This is a genomic window from Synechococcus sp. A10-1-5-1 (genome assembly GCF_023115425.1).
Lineage (GTDB): Bacteria > Cyanobacteriota > Cyanobacteriia > PCC-6307 > Cyanobiaceae > Vulcanococcus.
In genome coordinates this window covers 1,063,371-1,080,169 of sequence record NZ_CP096032.1, presented here as the reverse complement: position 1 = coordinate 1,080,169, position 16,799 = coordinate 1,063,371, and the positions used below count along the sequence as shown (strand labels likewise).

General features: G+C 64.0%; 18 protein-coding genes. 6 read left to right on the top strand and 12 right to left on the bottom strand.

What is annotated here, in order from left to right; translation table 11 throughout:
* Positions 1 to 3: 3 nt before the first annotated feature.
* On the bottom strand, positions 4 to 387 hold the full coding sequence (locus tag MY494_RS05860; RefSeq protein WP_247911782.1) for a hypothetical protein: 384 nt from the start codon (positions 385 to 387) through the stop codon (positions 4 to 6).
* Positions 388 to 476: 89 nt separating this feature from the next.
* The gene (locus MY494_RS05855; protein ID WP_247911781.1) at positions 477 to 743 is read right to left on the bottom strand and encodes a DUF2973 domain-containing protein; all 267 of its coding nucleotides are present in this window, start codon (positions 741 to 743) and stop codon (positions 477 to 479) included.
* 113 nt (positions 744 to 856) lie between these two features.
* On the opposite strand from MY494_RS05855, the gene MY494_RS05850 reads away from it, so the two are divergent.
* Positions 857 to 1,975: a trypsin-like peptidase domain-containing protein gene (locus MY494_RS05850; RefSeq protein WP_247911780.1), complete on the top strand. Its 1,119-nt coding sequence runs from the start codon at positions 857 to 859 to the stop codon at positions 1,973 to 1,975.
* 4 nt (positions 1,976 to 1,979) lie between these two features.
* On the opposite strand, the gene MY494_RS05845 is transcribed toward MY494_RS05850, so the two are convergent.
* From MY494_RS05845 to MY494_RS05810, 8 genes are all read right to left on the bottom strand, one after another.
* The gene (locus MY494_RS05845) at positions 1,980 to 2,159 is read right to left on the bottom strand and encodes a hypothetical protein (RefSeq protein ID WP_247911779.1); all 180 of its coding nucleotides are present in this window, start codon (positions 2,157 to 2,159) and stop codon (positions 1,980 to 1,982) included.
* Between the two features lie 144 nt (positions 2,160 to 2,303).
* A complete protein-coding gene (locus MY494_RS05840; protein WP_247911778.1) occupies positions 2,304 to 4,028 on the bottom strand; it encodes an ABC-F family ATP-binding cassette domain-containing protein in 1,725 nt (574 codons plus the stop codon).
* A gap of 241 nt (positions 4,029 to 4,269) precedes the next feature.
* Positions 4,270 to 4,503 carry a hypothetical protein gene (locus tag MY494_RS05835; protein ID WP_247911777.1) on the bottom strand — a complete coding sequence of 78 codons (234 nt, stop codon included), beginning with the start codon at positions 4,501 to 4,503 and terminating at the stop codon, positions 4,270 to 4,272.
* 73 nt (positions 4,504 to 4,576) lie between these two features.
* Positions 4,577 to 5,722 (bottom strand): anhydro-N-acetylmuramic acid kinase, encoded by a 1,146-nt coding sequence (locus MY494_RS05830; RefSeq protein WP_247911776.1) that lies wholly within the window; start codon positions 5,720 to 5,722, stop codon positions 4,577 to 4,579.
* Between the two features lie 70 nt (positions 5,723 to 5,792).
* Positions 5,793 to 6,428, bottom strand: a complete 636-nt coding sequence (locus tag MY494_RS05825; protein ID WP_247911775.1) for a peroxiredoxin — start codon at positions 6,426 to 6,428, stop codon at positions 5,793 to 5,795.
* 58 nt (positions 6,429 to 6,486) lie between these two features.
* Positions 6,487 to 8,103 carry a GTPase HflX gene (gene hflX, locus MY494_RS05820; RefSeq protein ID WP_247911774.1) on the bottom strand — a complete coding sequence of 539 codons (1,617 nt, stop codon included), beginning with the start codon at positions 8,101 to 8,103 and terminating at the stop codon, positions 6,487 to 6,489.
* Positions 8,100 to 8,765, bottom strand: a complete 666-nt coding sequence (locus MY494_RS05815; RefSeq protein WP_247911773.1) for an HAD-IA family hydrolase — start codon at positions 8,763 to 8,765, stop codon at positions 8,100 to 8,102. Before MY494_RS05815 ends, hflX begins: the two co-directional genes overlap by 4 nt.
* Positions 8,762 to 9,961, bottom strand: coding sequence for an NAD(P)/FAD-dependent oxidoreductase (locus MY494_RS05810; RefSeq protein WP_247911772.1), 1,200 nt, complete (start codon positions 9,959 to 9,961; stop codon positions 8,762 to 8,764). The genes MY494_RS05815 and MY494_RS05810 overlap by 4 nt, the downstream gene beginning before the upstream one ends.
* A gap of 67 nt (positions 9,962 to 10,028) precedes the next feature.
* Between MY494_RS05810 and MY494_RS05805 the strand changes: the two genes are divergently transcribed.
* Complete coding sequence (locus tag MY494_RS05805) at positions 10,029 to 10,766, top strand: phosphoadenylyl-sulfate reductase (RefSeq protein ID WP_247911771.1); 738 nt, start codon at positions 10,029 to 10,031, stop codon at positions 10,764 to 10,766.
* Positions 10,767 to 11,426 carry a type III pantothenate kinase gene (locus tag MY494_RS05800; RefSeq protein WP_247911770.1) on the top strand — a complete coding sequence of 220 codons (660 nt, stop codon included), beginning with the start codon at positions 10,767 to 10,769 and terminating at the stop codon, positions 11,424 to 11,426.
* Here the strand turns inward: MY494_RS05800 and bcp are convergent.
* Positions 11,419 to 11,886, bottom strand: a complete 468-nt coding sequence (gene bcp / locus MY494_RS05795) for a thioredoxin-dependent thiol peroxidase (protein WP_247911769.1) — start codon at positions 11,884 to 11,886, stop codon at positions 11,419 to 11,421. The genes MY494_RS05800 and bcp overlap by 8 nt on opposite strands.
* A 37-nt stretch (positions 11,887 to 11,923) precedes the next feature.
* Here bcp and MY494_RS05790 point away from each other — a divergent pair, with 37 nt between their 5' ends.
* Together MY494_RS05790 and MY494_RS05785 are read left to right on the top strand one after the other, a co-directional pair.
* Positions 11,924 to 12,559, top strand: a complete 636-nt coding sequence (locus MY494_RS05790) for a 4'-phosphopantetheinyl transferase superfamily protein (RefSeq protein WP_247911768.1) — start codon at positions 11,924 to 11,926, stop codon at positions 12,557 to 12,559.
* A gap of 100 nt (positions 12,560 to 12,659) precedes the next feature.
* Positions 12,660 to 13,340: an alpha/beta hydrolase gene (locus MY494_RS05785; protein WP_247911973.1), complete on the top strand. Its 681-nt coding sequence runs from the start codon at positions 12,660 to 12,662 to the stop codon at positions 13,338 to 13,340.
* A gap of 59 nt (positions 13,341 to 13,399) precedes the next feature.
* Here MY494_RS05785 and MY494_RS05780 read toward each other — a convergent pair whose 3' ends face one another.
* On the bottom strand, positions 13,400 to 15,583 hold the full coding sequence (locus tag MY494_RS05780) for an AAA family ATPase (protein WP_247911767.1): 2,184 nt from the start codon (positions 15,581 to 15,583) through the stop codon (positions 13,400 to 13,402).
* Positions 15,584 to 15,669: 86 nt separating this feature from the next.
* Between MY494_RS05780 and MY494_RS05775 the strand changes: the two genes are divergently transcribed.
* Positions 15,670 to 16,791 (top strand): efflux RND transporter periplasmic adaptor subunit, encoded by a 1,122-nt coding sequence (locus MY494_RS05775; protein WP_247911766.1) that lies wholly within the window; start codon positions 15,670 to 15,672, stop codon positions 16,789 to 16,791.
* Positions 16,792 to 16,799: the final 8 nt, after the last annotated feature.

Here is a 16,799-nt window from a genome sequence, read left to right as displayed (position 1 = left end):
GCCTCAGCGCACGTGGCGCGCGCCATCGACCGGGTGGTACAGCTCACCGGTCAGCTCTTCGTAAACGATGGCCGGCAGGCCGGTCTCGAACATCGTCTGCAGGGCTTCCTTGAGGTAAGGATTCCAGCCGCCGGTGTTCACCTTGCCGTGGCGCACAGTCCAGTCCCAGGTGCCCTGAAGATCACGGGGGACACGCCCCTCGCGGTCGCGACGGGCCACCAGATCCTGCGACTCAACAAGGCCCACCAGGATGGGTTCCTTGCCGTAGGCGGGGGTCAGGATCAGTTCCAGGCGAACGGGATCCTCTTTCACCAACTTGAGCTGGAAGCGCGGGGGCAGCTTGATGGCCTTGAGCACAGCAGCCACGATCCGGGTTCTTTGCTCCACTCGGCCTCCGCCAATGTTCACAAGCACCCACTGGTTGTACCAGCTGGAGGGGCCAAGCGGGCTGTGTGGGGGTCGTTCAGGCAGGCGGGCTACTCGTCATCTTCACCAAAACGAACCGTCAGCAGGTCGTCTTGGGTGAGCTGTCCGTCCTGATCCAAGAGTTCAGGGTGAATGGTCAGCCGCCCTGTCCGATCCCCTTGCGGGGCGCGGTCTTGATCGCCTGGCCGCGGCACCGCTGAGTAGCCGCGGGCCATGATCCGAAAGGCCTGCCACAGCAGCCCGATGAAGCAGGCTCCGTAAACCAGCGGCAGCAGCTTGCTGGCGACCAAACCGAGATCGGGTGTGGTGGCGAGCATGGACGAGCCAGGCGGAGGCCTGGGGTACCGATGAACCCATCATCGCGCGCCTGCCGGCGCTTGCGCGCTTTGGAGCGTTCTGCTTACGGTTTCACAGATTTGATCTCGATTCGATGGCTGGCGCAGCGGCACGGATAGCCAGCCTCCTGATGGCGGCCAGTGGTGGATCGCTCTTGATCGGCCTGCCGCCGGTGTTGGCTCAGAGCGCCCCAGCCCCTGCGCTCACCCGTCAGTCCTTTGTGGCCGAGGCGGTCAAGCGCACCGGCCCTGCGGTGGTCACGATCGACACGGAGCGCACGGTGGTGGTCCCCGGCAGGGCTCTGGTGAGCCCGTTCCCGTTTAACGACCCGATGCTGCGGCAGTTTTTTGGGCTGCCGCCTGGAGGTGGGGCGACCCGGATGCCTCCCTCCCAACGGACGGAACGGGGGCAGGGCAGTGGGGTCATCTACGACCCTTCGGGATTGCTGCTCACCAATGCCCACGTCGTGGAGGGCAGTACGCGGGTGATGGTCGGTCTCCCAGATGGTCGCCGCGTTGAGGGGAAGGTTGTGGGGAGCGACAGCGTCACAGACCTGGCTGTCGTTCGCTTGAGCGGGCCAGGCCCCTGGCCCGTGGCAGCCCTTGGTGATTCCGATGCCCTACAGGTGGGCGAGTGGGTGATCGCGGTGGGTAATCCCTTTGGCCTGGATCAAACCGTGACCTTGGGGATCGTCAGCAACCTCAATCGCAACGCCGCAGCGTTGGGGATCACCGATAAGCGTCTGCAATTGATTCAGACCGATGCCGCCATTAACCCCGGCAATTCCGGGGGACCGTTGCTCAATGCGGATGGGGAGGTGATTGGGATCAACACACTGGTGCGCTCTGGTCCAGGGGCTGGCTTGGGCTTTGCCATTCCCGTGAACCAGGCCAGCTCGGTGGCCCAGCAGCTGGTGGCCAGCGGCAAGGTCAGCCACGCGATGGTGGGCGTTGCCCTGGAGCCGGTGCGCAGTGGCTCGGGTGCGAAGGTGCGCAGCGTGATTCCGGGAGGGCCGGCGGCTCGCGCTGGGTTGCGTGCCGGGGATGTGGTGGTGGCCGCGGCGGGGCAACCCGTTGCTGACCCCGCGGCTCTGATCCAAGTGGTGAGTCGCCATGGCGTGGGACGACCCTTGCTGCTCCAGCTGGCGCGCGAAGGCCGAACCCTTGAGGTCAGCGTGACCCCCGTTGAGCTCTCGACCTTGATGAAGCGCTAGGGCTTTATTGCTGCTCGCGCAGGACCTCGACGCAATGGGTCACGCACTCGCCGTCATCAACAGAGCAGGCGGTGATGCACTCGAAGTAGCTACTCACAGGATCGCCCTCGCTCCGGGCTGGGGTGCCAGCGGTCGTGTGGTTCGAGCTGAAGGCCGATGGAGTTGTACTGAATAGAGGATCCATGGCCGGCTCACGAAGGGCTTTGACAGCCTATGCACGACATGTCGATAACCCCTAGAAGAATGAGTCTTCTTGCCTAGGGAAATGTGAAGTTTGTGCGCTAGGTATTTATTCGCTAGTGCAGATGCTTTTAAAGCCTTTCCGCTTTCAGGCAGCTGATTTTCGGGCGGCCTCCTTGGCTTTTTGTTTGTCACGCTTGGCCTTGCGTTTGGCGTCTTGCTCCGCTGCATCCAATGCGGCCTGGGCTGCGGCTGACTCTTCGGCTTTCTTCTCGCGGTAGTAGGCGTAATCACCGCGATAGACGACAAGTTCTCCGTCGCGGATTTCGACAATCTTGTTGGCAACTTTGGAGATGAAATAGCGATCGTGGCTGACCACCAGTGCAGCCCCTTCATAGTCCCGGAGTGCGTTCTCCAGCATCTCTTTGGCCGGGATGTCGAGGTGGTTTGTCGGCTCGTCGAGCACCAGCAAATTGCAGGGGCTCAGCAGCATTAAGGCCAGAGCGAGCCGTGCCTTCTCGCCACCACTGAGCTTGCCCACTTCTTTGAAGACGGCGTCATTGCTGAAGCAGAAGCTTCCCAGCAGGGAGCGCACCTGGGTTTGGGTCCAGTCCGGGACGGCTTCGAACATCGTGTCGATCACCGTTTTGCTCAGATCCAGGGCCTCGGCTTGGTTCTGCTCGAAGTAGCTGGCAATCACGTTGTGCTCACCCAGTCCGGCAGAGCCCTCATCGGGTGTCTCGATGCCCATCACCAGGCGCAGCAGGGTGGATTTCCCAGCCCCATTGGGTCCGACAAAGGCAATTCGGTCCCCCCGTTCAATTTCGAGATTGGCCCCTAAGAAGAGAATCTGCTCGCCGTAGCTGTGGCTGAGGTCGTTGATTTCGGCGATCAAACGGCCGCTGCGCGGGGCTGGCGGGAATTGGAAGCGCGGACCGCCGACGCTCTCGGTCGGAGCCTCAATTCGCTCGACCTTGTCCAGCAACTTCTCGCGGCTCTTGGCCTGGGTGGATCGGGTGGCGCTGGCCCGGAATCGATCGATGTAGGCCTGTTGGGTGGCGAGTTCCTTCTGTTGCCGCTCAAAAGCGGCCTGTCCGGCTTCGCGCTCGAGGGCTTTTTGCTCGAGGTGGTTGGTGTAGTTGCCCAGGTAGCTGCGGGATATGCCCCGTTCGGTCTCAACGATTTGGTTGCAGACCCGATCGAGGAAAGCCCGGTCGTGGCTGATCACCACCAGCGGGCAGGTTTGGCCGATCAGATAGTCCTCAAGCCATTGGATGGTCTCGACATCGAGGTGGTTGGTTGGTTCGTCCAGGAGCAGTAGATCGGGCTCCTGGAGCAGCACCTTGCCCAGGGCGATGCGCATCTGCCAGCCCCCGGAGTAGTCCCCCACCAGTTGTTCGGCCCCCTCTGGGGTGAAACCGATCGTCGGCAGCAGCTTGTCGATGCGGGCGTCGAGCTCATAGCCATGCAGGCCCTCAAATCGGCTCTGCAGCCGGCCGAGCTCATGGATCAGGTCGTCGAGGTGATCGGGATCGCTGGCGGCCTTCTCCGATGCCATCTCCTCTTCCACCTGCCGCTGGCGGTTCAGCACCTCGGCGGCTTCGCCAAAGGCCTGGAACAACTCCTGACGCACCGTGCGCGTCAGCTCGACGTCAAATTCCTGTTGGAGGTAAACGATGCGGGGTTCCCCCTGCTTCACGACCTGCCCACTGCTGGGCTCCTCCAGCCCAGCAATGATCCGCATCTGAGTGGATTTTCCGGCGCCGTTCACGCCGACCAGGCCAATGCGTTCGCCAGATTTCACCTCCCAGGTGACATCCCGGAGCACCTCGCCCGTGGGATAGATCTTGGAGACGCGTTCGAGGCGAAGCAAGGCGGTATCGGTAGAGGGCGCCGGTTCGGGCTCACGCCCTGGGTCGTACCAGCATCATCTCCCTCCGGCGGATTCCAGGCCGATCAGCCCTGCAGACTGGAGGTTCCCGACTGCATCGACCGCCATGGTCAAGCGACTCGAGCAGGTGGCGGCACTGGTGGTGGCCGCTGGCCTCGCGATCGTCAGCTACTGGCTGTTTTTCAGTTGGATGGGCGAAGACCGCCGCCCCCAGCGCAATCGCTCAGAGTCCGCCGCGGGCCTTGAGCAGCCACTGCTTGGTCTCCGGGTCCTCGATGCTCGCCAGGTGGGCTTTGACGTCGTCGCGGCTCACCGGGAGCCCCCAGTTGTTACCCAGTTCACAGATGCGGCTAAGGGTTCCTGAGGGGTCCTGCAGGGCCTGCCGGAATAGATCCTGGGTGAGGTCGTTGTCGCTGCGGATGCGCTCGTAGAGCGCGGGGGCGTTGCCGGAACTCATCGATTCTTGGCCGGTCCTGCTCACCCTATGAACGGCATCGCCTCTTGCCGATCCTTCGCGACGGAAGTTGATCTCAAGGTCGTCGGCCTGAGCGCCCGGGCGGATCCGCGCAGATCCCGAGGACGGAGGGTTGCCGCGCCCCGGTCACCGAAATCAGTGAACCGCTGGCGCCCAGGTGGTGCCACCAGGCCAGCAGTGCAAAGGCCAAGGCTTCTCGGTCGCTGTCAGCGATGCCCAGTTCGGCGAGGGGCCGCAGGCTGAGGCCGCGGCAACGCCGCCGCAGTTCAGCCATCAAGCTGGCGTTCCGTGCGCCTCCCCCCGCCACGAGCAGCTCCAGGGGTGGGGAGCCTCGCTGCAAGTCCTGGGCAACCACCGCGGCGCTGAAGCCCGTCAAGGTGGCCAGGGCATCGGCGGGTTGGGGGTGATCCATTTGCTGCAGGCGTCGCTGGAGATCCGCGGCGCCAAAGAGCTCTCGGCCAGTGGATTTGGGCGGTCGGCTCTGGAAATAGGGCTCTTTGAGCCAACGGGCGATGAGGGCCTCATCGGCCTTGCCCTGGGCCGCCCAGACCCCGCCAGCATCAAAGCTCTTGGCCCCTCGGCTGAAGTGTTGAACCGCCAGGTCCAACAGGGTGTTGGCTGGGCCGCAGTCCCAGCCCAGCACCGGCGCATCGTGCTCCGGCCCCGAACGGGGAGGCAGCAGCGTCAGGTTGGCGATTCCCCCCAGGTTCAGCAGGGCGCGCCAGCCGCCGATCGGCGGTAGGAGGGCGGCGTCCGCGGCTGGCACCAGGGGGGCACCCTGCCCGCCCAGGGCCAGATCGGCGGCGCGGAAGTCGAAGACCACCGGTGTGTTCAGCCGCAGGGCCAAACGCTGCGCGTGCAGCAGTTGCCAGCTGTTCCCGGCGCGCTCGCGGCTGGGCGGGCGGTGCCAGAGGGTCTGGCCATGGCAGCCCACCCGCTGGGCGCTGCCGTCTGAATCGCAGGCCAGGGCTGCTTGGGCCTGCACTTCGGTCAGGGCTTCCCCGAGCTCGAGCAGCTCCGCGGCGCTGGTGGGTTGCCCTTGGCCGACCGCCACGATCTGAGCGCGCAATGCGGCGGGGTAAGCCACCGATGCACGGCTATGGATCGTCCAGTGGGGCCGGCGGATTGGTCCACGGAAGCTGGCGAGCACCGCATCAACGCCATCGGCGCTGGTGCCGCTCATCAGTCCCAAGACCCGCATCGCGCAGCAAAAAGCCCCCGGGAATTCTCCCGAGGGCCGGTGCTCTTGACGAGAGTTCAGAGACTCACTGTCACTTGTTGGGCTGCGGGGTCATGCGCAGGTAGGGCTTGATCTCGGTCACGCCCTTGGGGAACTTGCTGCGGGCCTCGTCGGTGGGGATCGAGGGCACCACGACGCAGTCCTGGCCGTCGGTCCAATTCACCGGGGTGGCCACCTGGTGGTGGTCGGTGAGTTGCAGGGAGTCGATCACCCGCAGGATCTCGTTGAAGTTCCGGCCCGTGCTGGCGGGATAGGTGATCTGAAGGCGCAGCTTCTTGCTGGGATCGATGATGAACACCGAGCGCACCGTCAGGTTGTTGAGCGACTTGGGATGGATCATCCCGTAGAGATCGCTCACCTTCTTGTCTTCGTCCGCAAGGATCGGATAGTCGACGGTGGTCTTCTGAACCTCGTTGATGTCGCAGATCCAGCCCTTGTGGCTCTCAGCAGAATCGACGCTCAGGGCGATGGTTTTGACGTTGCGCTTGTCCCATTCCGCGCGCAGCCGGGACACCTCTCCGAGTTCGGTGGTGCAGACGGGGGTGTAGTCGGCTGGGTGAGAGAAGAGCACAACCCAGCTGTCGCCAGCGAAGTCGTAGAGGTTGATCGGACCCAGTTGAGAGTCCTGCGTGAAATCGGGAACGGTGTCGCCGAGCTGCAGAGGCATGGCCGTGGCCTGATGAAGGGCCCGATGGTGGCACATCAGCGCCGGGGCCTGACGGACCTCAGGCGAAGAGGTTGTTCTTGAGGTGCTCGAGTCCCAGACCTCCGGTCGCTGAGACAAACAGCACCTGGGGGTCGAGCGCTTTGGCCTGATCAATTGCGGTGGAAGGGCAGCGGTCGATCTGGTTGGCGATCAGCTGCCGGGGCACATCGCTGCCTAGCTCATCGAGTATGGCGTGGACGGTGCGCAGCTGCTCACTCCAGGCCGGATCGGAGAGGTCGACCACCAGCAGTAATCGGTCGGCATCCAGGGTCTCTTCCAGCGTGGAGCGGAAGGCTTCCACCAGTGGTGGCGGAAGGTCTCGGATGAAGCCCACCGTGTCCGTGAGGAGCAGGTGGGTCGGAGCGCCCCCTTCTGGATGGGGCTGCGCGATCCGGCGGGTGGTGGGGTCAAGGGTGGCGAAGAGCTTGTTTTCCGCCAGGACTGCCTCCTGCTGCGGCGCTTTGCTTAGGGCGTTGAGCAAGGAGCTCTTACCGGCGTTTGTGTAACCCACGAGGGCCAGACGCCGTTGGGAGCGGCGGTTGCTGCGGAGCCGGGCCCTGTGCTCCCGCAGCTTTTGAACATCCCGCTGCAACTTGTCGATGCGGCGGGCAATGGCCCTGCGGTCTTTCTCCAACTGGGTCTCCCCGGGGCCTCGGGTGCCGATTCCGCCCCCTTGCCGCGAGAGCGAGAGGCCCCGACCAGCGAGCCTTGGCAAGCGGTAACGCAGCTGTGCCAGTTCCACCTGGAGGCGTCCGGCGGCGCTGGCGGCCCGCTGGGCAAAGATGTCGAGTATGAGCTCACTACGGTCGCTGACGGGCAGTTCGAGCTGTGCTTCTAGGTTCCTGGCCTGGGCTGGGGTGAGTTCCCGATCGGTCACGACCAGGGAGGCGCCTAAACGCCTGGCTTCGAGGGCGGCCTCCTGCACCTTCCCTTCGCCCCAGAGGTTCTGGCCGGAGCGGTTGGACTGACGCTGCACCACGAGCCCCAGGGGCTTGGCCCCAGCACTGCGCACCAGGCCCTCCAGCTCGGCGATTTCGCGGCGAGCATCCTCCGGGTCGTTGGGACTGAGCACCAACAGCAGCACCTGCTCCTCGCTCGCCCTCGTCTGGGCTGGGGGCAGCTCTGTTGCCTCCGGCGGAGCCAGCTCACAGAGGGCCGCGAGATCGTCCTCCTCCAGGGTCCGCCAGGGACAGTGGGGATCCGAGCTTGGGCTGAAGGCCGCGGCAGGCCAGCGGCCACCCGCCTGGGGGCGGTTGCCGAAGCGCAGCCAAAAACCCGGCTGCAGGTCGAGCCCCACGACGGCTTCATGGCCATGGGGTTCGAGGTGTTTCGCCCGGCCCACGCAGGTGATTAAGCGCAGGGCGTTGCCCTGCCTGCGGGGCCCTCCCGGTAGGCGCTCGAGCAGTCGCCCCGATTGCTCCAGGGGACCGACCCAGAGCAATCGGCAGAGGCCCCGCTCGTCAAGCACCAGGCTGAGGGGCAGATCCAGCTCCGCGCTTTCGGCCGCCAGGCGCTGCAGGCTGATCCAGTCCACCCCGGCGCTCTCCGGATGGCGCCGGTGGCTGAGCCGCTCCAATCGCCTGGTTTGAGCAGGCCGCAACCCGGCGGTACGGCCCATCAGCGCGGATTGCTTCAAGGGGTGCCGTTCGGTTTCTTGCGCTTGATCAGCAGGCAGCTAATCCCCGCGGCCGCCGCACTGGCCTGATCCTCAGGGCTGTCGCCGATGTGCCAGACCTGATTGGCCTTGAGTCCGAGTTGCTGGAGTGCCGCTTGCAGCGGCAGGGGACTGGGCTTGGCGGCCCCGACCACCGATGACACCACCACCGCATCGAGCAGCGGGCTGAGCTCCAGTGCCTCCAGTAGCGCCAGCAGGCGCTGGTCAAAGTTGCTGACCACCGCCAGCTTGAGGCCCCGCTGCTTCCAGCGCTGCAGGTTCTCGGCCACATCCGGGTAGACCAGCCAGGGTTCGGCTTTGGCGAAGTGCTGAAACAGGGCTGTGCCTAAACCTTCAGGCAGCGGCTCCGTCTGGCCGCAAGCTTGGAACACCTGGGCGACCAAATCGGTCCACCAGCGCTCTTCCGCCTGGCTCAGGGCCTCACCGCTGAGCTCGGGAAAAGCCAGCTCAGGCGCCTGGCGAAACAGGCCCGCAAAGACCCGGTTGATCGCCTCGGGGGCGATCTCCAGGTCGAAGTCCTGGGCGATGGCGGCGTAGCTCTCGCCGACTGACTGCCGCAGGCCAATCAGCGTCCCCATGGCGTCAAGCAGCAGGCCGCTGGGCTGGGGTAGGGGAGCGCTCACAACCAGTTCGCGAGCCAGCCGCCAGCCACCTTCAGCTGTTGGGGCAGGCCGGGCATCCGCGCCAGATAGGCCAGGCGCCGCAGTTGGAAAGCCGCAGGGCCGGCAAGGGTGATTCCCATGCCAGTCAGGCTGGCTTGACCGATTCCCAGACCCATCATTTCTCCCAGGTCGTTCCAGACGAAGGCGTCCAGGGGAGCTCCGATGCGCAGGCGTTGCAGGTTGCGGGCGATGCAACTGGCCTGCTGATAAGCCACCTGGGCATTGGCGGGATACAGCGCACCGTTCGGATGTTCACCGCTGTGATCCGGGCAGGCCGCGGCATCCCCCAGCACGAACAGCTCGTCGCTCCCTTCCACCCGGAGGGAGGGTTCGCAGCGCAGCCGGCCCCGTGGGTCGAGGGGCAGGGGGGGCTGCAGTTCCGGGACGCTGGCGGCTAAGCCGGCGGTCCAGATCACCCCATCGCAGCGCAGCGATTCGAGGCTGTTGGTCCCATCGTCTAGACGCTGCAGCTGCAGTCCATGGGCCTCGACGGAGGCGACCCGGGTGTTGGTGCGCAGCCGGATGTCCCGTTCCTGCAGAGCCTTACGGGCCTGTTCGCGATTGAAGGCCTTGGCCATCGGCAGCAACTCTTGGCCTTGCTCCACCAGTTCGACGATGGCGCTGCCCGCGAGCAGATCCGCGAGTTTGCAGGCCAGCTCCACACCGCTGGCGCCGGCCCCCACGATTCCAATGCGTTGGAGGGGCGATTGCTTGCCTTTGAGTTGTTGGATCCAGCCCTGGATCTGCTCGACATCCTCAAGATTGCGAAATCCAATGGCGTGCTCGCGCACCCCAGGAATTCCATAGCTCTCCAGTTGGCCTCCACTGGCGATCACAGCGCTGCTGTAGGGCAGCTGGCGTCCGCTGTCCGTCGTGATGGTGCGGCTGGTGCGATCGATGCGGCTGGCCCTCTCTTGAATCCAGACCACGCCGGAGCCCGCCAGCAGCTCCCGGTAGCGGGGGGCGATCTCCCAGCGCTTCAGCTCTCCGCTGAGCAGTTCGTAAAGCAGAGGAAGGAACAGAAAATGCTCGCGGGGCTCCAGCAGCACCACCGAGGGGTGCTCAGCGGAGGCCGCCAGTTGCAAAGCGGTGTTGAGTCCACCAAACCCACCGCCGATCACCACAACAGCTGCGGGCTCAACCTCGGATGGGGGCACGGCAGACGGTGGAGAAGAAGATCAGGCCGAACCCTAACCATCTCCCCCCACATTGGAAGATGGTGCAATGACGACGTCTGCCTCCCCCTCCGCACCCGGCTTCGACACGCAGAAGGCCTGTGAGCAGCTGCGGTCCTTGAGTGCGCTGGAGCGTATGCGTTGGGGACTTGAGACCTTCGGTGACGGCTTCGCGCTCACCACCAGCTTTGGTATTCAGGCCGCGGTCTCGCTGCACCTGGTCAGCCAGTTGGATCGCCAGGTTCCTGTGATTTGGGTGGATACGGGGTATTTGCCCCCCGAGACCTATCAGTACTCCCAGGCTCTGGTGGAGCGGCTTGGCCTGAAGCTCCACGTCGCCCAGTCCTCCATGAGCCCCGCTCGGATGGAGGCACTCCATGGCCGCTTGTGGGAAACCGGGCAGGTGGAGGACCTGGAGGCCTACCACCGCATTCGCAAGGTGGAGCCCCTGGACCGGGCCCTGAATGACTTGGATGTCAGCTGCTGGGCCAGTGGCGTCCGCGGCGGTCAGACCGACCACCGCAAAGCGATGGATCCCGTCCAGCTCGTCCGTGGCCGTTGGGCCCTGCGCCCGCTGTTGGATTGGAACAATCGCGATGTCTTCTATTACATGCAGGAGAACGACCTGCCCCAGCACCCCCTGTTTGACAAGGGCTATTCCACGGTGGGCGACTGGCATTCCAGTGCCCCGGATGACGGCAGCACCAGCGGACGGGCCACCCGCTTCGGCGGTTTGAAGCAGGAATGCGGCATTCACCTGCCTGGGATGGCTGGCGAGGGCATCTAAGTGGCCGAGCTGTTGCTAGTGGGCAACAGCCGGTGGCACTGGGCGGAGCCCTCGCCTTGTGGGCTGCGCTGTTGGGATACGGCGCCCCCGCAGCCACCCTGGCGTGCTCCGCCTCTACGGGCTTGGGCGGCGGTGGGCTCCATTCCCTCCGCCCTGGCCTTGCCCGCGGGGCAGCGGCTGCAGTTGGAGCAGGTCCCCTTGGCTGGTGCTCCGCCTTGGCTTGGGATTGATCGGGCTCTAGCGGGCTGGTGGGCTTGGCGGCAGCAGCAGGACGCGGTCTTGGTCGTCGATGCCGGTACGACCTTGAGCCTCACCCTGGTGGATGCCCATGGAACCTTCGCCGGCGGCCGTTTGAGTGCCGGCTTGGCGTTGCAATTGCGCAGCCTGCATCAGGGGACCGCGCAGTTGCCAGAGACCCATCCGCTTGATTGCTCAGGCCAGATCTTGCCGCCCTGGCCGAAGGAGACCGCCGCGGCGATGGAAGTGGGCTGCCTGCAGGCGATGGTTGGTGCGGTGAAGCAGGGGATGGATCAGCTCGTCGGCGGTTGCACCCTGTGGCTGACCGGTGGCGACGCCCCGCGCCTGGCCCCCTGGTTGAAGGAGAGCAGAGTTGTGGAGGCCTCCAATCTGTGTTTGGAGGCCCTGGATCAGCTCAGCTGAGGCCGAGGTCCTGAAGGATGTCATCCGCCATCGAGGCTGCCTTGACCTTGAGGTAGGCCTTCTCGATCTTGCCCTCGGCATCCACCACAAAGGTGTGGCGCATCATCCCCATGTACTCGCGGCCCATGAATTTTTTGAGGCCGTAGCTGCCATAGCTTTCGGCCACGGGGCAGGGCTCGGCGTCGCTGAGCAGGGTGAAGGGCAAGTCGTACTTGCTGATGAATTTGCTGTGGCTGGTGGCGCCGTCCTTGCTGATCCCCAGCACCGCGATGCCGTGCTTCTCGAAGCTGGCCCACTGATCACGGAAGTTGCAGGCTTCCTTGGTGCAACCCGGGGTGTCGTCCTTGGGATAGAAGTAGATCACCACGCGCTGACCGCGGAAGCTGCTGAGGCTGACGCTGGTGCCGCTTTGATCGGGCAGGCTGAATTCCGGTGCGACGTCTCCGACCTGCAGGGCCATGGGGGGTGAGGGTTCAACTCGCGGGAGCCTAGAAGGCATGCCGGCAGCGGCGCCCCTGCTGTGGCTCTCCCCTTTGGAGCAGCCCTGTGGGGCCAGCCTCTCTGCCCAAGAGCAGCAGTGGTGCGACGACTTGCCCACGGCGCTTCAGCCGCGTTACCGGGCCACCCGTCAACAGTTGCGCGCGCGCCTGGCCTCGTTATTTGAGGTGCCTGCGGACTCCGTTCCGCTGCACAGTCCTCCGTCGCAAGCACCACGCCTGGCGGCGGGCTGGGGGTTTGTGAGCATCAGCCATAGCGGAGAGCAACTGTTGCTGGCCTGGTCCCCCTGGGCCGTGGGGGTGGATCTAGAGCGCCGTGATCGTGCGTTGCAGGCAGAACTGTTGGCCCAGCGCTTCTTCCCGACTGCTGAAACCCAGGCGCTGCTGGCATTGCCAGCGGAGGCTCGTCGCCTGCAGGTCTTGCGCAGCTGGGTGCGCAAGGAGGCCGCCATTAAGTGGATGGCCGCCTCCATCGCAGAGGAGTTGCGCCATTGGTATTGGGATGACACCCAGCAGGAGTTGATCCATCTGCAACGGGGCCTGAGGCCGCCCTCCTTGTGCCTGGAGTCCTGTGGCTGGCTCTGCGGAGTGGTTGGGGATGGAGCCGATCAGGTTCAGTGGGGCAAGTTCAGCTGAAGTTGTTTTTTTTACGCAGCCGATTCTTAAAACAAACCAGAGTTGCTGTGTTGCGTGTCCGTTGGCTCGCCATACCGGGGATGTCTTCCTCTGCAAACCCATGCGCAAGGCACTCCTTCCCTTGGCTGGCGTTGGTTTCCTGATGGCAGGTCTGTCTGCGCAGGCCATCCCTCAGAACGGCCCAACCACCATCAATTCTGATCAGTCCGGCGTCGGCTTTGGCGCTCCGACTTTCATTCAGCCTTCCGGTCTTCCCACCCAGACCGCCCGGACGGTGAGCAACGGTTTCGTTCGCTCCAACACCCTGCTGCCCCTGGGCGGTTCTGAGGTGATCGACAACCCCGTTCCTCGCAACCTCTCCAACCTGTCCGGTTGGTCGAAAGATCAGCTTCAGGCTGGTCTCCAGCAGGAATACGACGTGGATGTGGCCGCAGTGGCTCGCTTCCTGTATTCCCCCAAGGGTGAGCAGTTCCTGAAAGAGAGCATTCAGGAGAACAACTACACCCCCTACTACAGCCAGCAGAACAGCCTGCAGGCCGTGCGTAGCGCCATCATCCTCGACTCTGCCGACGGCAAGCTGTCGAGCTACGGGATGATGAAGCAGCTCCCCACCGACCAGCGCCTCCAGGGCTCGATGAAGGTCTGTGATGTGAACAGCATCGAGAACAGCCAGCAGGCCACCTCGCTGCTCAGCTGGTACATGAACACCCCGGCTTGCATTGCGGCTTACACCGCTGAAGCACCCGAGCCGGTGAAGCAGCCCGTTCGCGGTCTCTGGTGATCCAGCGGATCGTTTGATCCACTCCAAAGCCCCGGCAATGCCGGGGCTTTTTTGTCGTCTTAGGCCGAACGTCGAGCGATCAGGAGTTGATGCTGCAGAACTTGCGGGATTTTTCCCTTCAGGCGCTGTTTGAGAGCCGCCGAGAGTCGATCGATTTCAGCGCGGCTGAGGTGGTTGCTGAGGTGCTGGAGGTAAGGGGCATCTGCTGCAAACCAACGCGTCACTAGGTTTTCGTTGACCGGCAGTTCCAGTCGCTCCTCCCAGGTTTTCCATTCCAGCCTCCAGCCCTGCTGAGTCAGTGCCACCTCGAGGGCTGCGGGGTCGGGGGTCGGGGCGAGCATCTCCTGCTCGATCACCATCACCCGCTCCAGCAGGGCCGCAAGGTCTTCTGGGGGTGTGCTGCCCTGCCTCAATCCGGCGGCCGGGCCGAGTTTCGGCTGGCTGAAGAGCAGGCGCAGTTGGGCTTTGGGGGCCGCCAGGGCTGTGAAGCTGGCAACAGTGGCTTGGAGATCCTCGTCGCTGCATTGCTTCAACGGATGCCGGCTGGCGATCCATTCGAAGCGCTGGCCACTGCCCTCCAGTTCGCTGAGCTCTTGAATCAGACGGGGGCGATCCAAGCTGTCGAGCACTTCCAGTTGGGTGCCAAGTCGTGTCTGATCAGCGGCGCTGGCCGCTTGGATCACCACGCCACCTTCGGGGCAGCGTTGCAAGGGATCGAGGGCCCAGAGCAAGGAGCGGGCCTCGAGCACCAAGACCCGGTCATGCCGCTGCCAAGTCGCCTGGCTCCAGAGCTCCTGGCGTAAGCGATCGAGGCGTTCCCCCTCGCTGCCGGATTGTCGTTGGATCCAGCGCTCGAGCTCGGGGTCATCGGGACCGCTGCTGAGCATCTCGCCCAGTTCCTGTTGATGCTCAACGGCCGCGGCGAGTTGGGCGGCCCGCCGTTGCTGCAGCCGTTGGCGGCGTTCCCCTTCCCAACCCAGGGTTCCGGGTTGCCAGAAGACCTGCCCTTGAAGATCGCTGGGGAGGTACTGCTGGGCGACCCAGTGCTCGGCGTAGGCATGGGGATAGCGGTAGCCCACCCCATCGCCAAAGGCTTTGCCATCGCGGTTGGCATCGCGAAGGTGGGCGGGGACGGCCTGGCGGTTGCTGGCTTTGACATTTTTGAGGGCGTCAAAAAAACCGAGCAGGCTGTTGCTCTTTTCCGTGGAGGCCAGATAGAGCGCCGCCTGGGCCAAGGGATAGAGCCCCTCGGGCAACCCGACCCGCTCGAAGGCCGCGGCGCAGGCTTCCACCACAACAACGGCTTGGGGATCGGCTAACCCGATGTCTTCCCCAGCTGAAATCAGCATCCGCCGGAAGATGAAGCGGGGGTTCTCCCCCGCCTCGACCATTTTGGCCAGCCAAAACAGGGCGGCATCGGGGTCGCTGCCGCGCAGGGACTTGATGAAGGCACTGATGGTGTCGAAATGGGCATCCCCTTGTTTGTCGTAGAGAACCGCCCGTTGCTGAATCGACTCTTCGGCGATCTCCAGCGTGATGGCGATCTGACCGTTGTCATCAGGCTCTGTCGTCTCCACAGCCAGCTCAAGGGCATTGAGCAGGCTGCGGGCATCGCCGCCGGCCACGTCCACCAGGTGCTCGGCGGCCTCGGCACTGATCTGGACCGGGCGTTCTCCATAGCCCCGCTCGGTGTCTCGGAGTGCCCGCTCGAGAAGCTGGTGCAGGTGCTTGTTCTGGAGGGGCTGAAGCCGAAACAGCCTTGAGCGGCTGACAAGGGCCTTGTTGACTTCAAAAAATGGGTTTTCGGTCGTGGCTCCGATCAGAGTGACCGTTCCGTTCTCGACCCAGGGCAAAAGGGCATCCTGTTGAGCACTGTTGAAGCGATGCACCTCATCGATAAAGAGCAAGCTGCGTAGGCCGTGCTGATCGAGTCGTCGCTTGGCTTCATCGACTTCATGGCGCAGGTCTTTCACGCCAGCGAGTACAGCGTTCAAGCTGCTGAAGTGGGCCCGGGTTGTGGCTGCAATGATCCGGGCCAAGGTGGTTTTGCCGACCCCCGGCGGGCCGTAAAAAATCAAGTTGCCAACACGGTCAGCGGTGATGGCACGCCGCAGGAGCCGACCGGGGCCCAGGATCTCCTCCTGGCCTTGAAACTCGTCGAGGCTTTTTGGCCTGAGGCGATCGGCGAGGGGGGCATGGTGCTGGCGTAGCTGCTCACCGTGATGGCTGAAGAGATCGCTCACGCCGCGCCGAATGGGGTGTCGATCTCCATCATCCGCGGGCCAGAACGCTTCAGGGTCCCTAGGTTGCGAATTCCTGGGTCACCATCGTGCGGCGCCTGTTGGTTCCCCTGCCATTGCTGTTGCTCTTGGTCGGATGCGGCCCCAAGCAACAGCGCCAGCCCACGGCGGTTCAGGTTCAAACGATTGGCACGGCTGAGTTCAATCCCTCGATTGACGTCATCAGCCGCCTGAGCTCCACCACGGATGTCTCGCTTCGGCCCGAGGCCGATGGTCGGGTGGTGAAGATCCTGGTGAAGCAGGGCCAGAAGGTGAAAGCGGGGGAGCCGATTCTGGTGCTCGACAACGTGCAGCAGACGGCGGCCCTGGACTCCGCGAAGGCCGAGGCACGCAAGGACAAGCTCAACGCCGAGCGCTACATCTTTTTGAATGAACAGGGCGCTGTTTCTACAAAACAGCGGGATGCCTACGTCACCCAGGCGATTCAAAGTGCGGACCGGGTGCGCTCTGATGCCGCCACCTTGGGATACAAGTACGTCACCTCACCCATCGATGGGGAGATCGGCGATCTCGACACGGTGAAGCTGGGCGACTACGTCAGGAAGGGGCAGGCGATTACCGGGATCGTTGATAACACCACCCTTTGGACGCTGATGGACGTTCCGGCGACCGAAGCGTCTCGCGTGGCGCTGAATCAGGACGTTCTGCTTCGCACCCAGGGCAACCCGCCGGTGGAGGGGAGCGGGAAGGTGGTGTTCATCTCTCCCTATTTCGGAGTCAGTGGGAGCACCTCGTCACCCAACACAGTTTTGGTCAAGGCGGCGTTCCCAAACCTCACCGGCAAGCTCAAGACAGGGCAATACGTCTTGAACCGGATCATTACCGGCCGTCAGCAGGCCCTCTCGGTGCCGGTCTCGGCGGTGTTGATGCAAGCCCAGCAGCCCTTCGTCTACCGGATCGTTCGTCTTTCGGAGGCCTTGGCCAAGATCAAAGCGTCCAGCACCGTTCCTGAAAAACAGAAAAAACGCCTGGCCTCCATGCCGGGCTCGACACCGATCGTTGTCCAGACCTTGGTTCAACTCGGCGATCTCCAGCACAACCGCTACCCCGTGCGCTCGGGTTTAAAGGCGGGGGAACAGGTGGTGGTGAGTAACACCGCCCTGCTGCGGACGGGTTTACCGGTGACCATCGTTCCGGCGAGCAAGCCCTAGGGAACGCC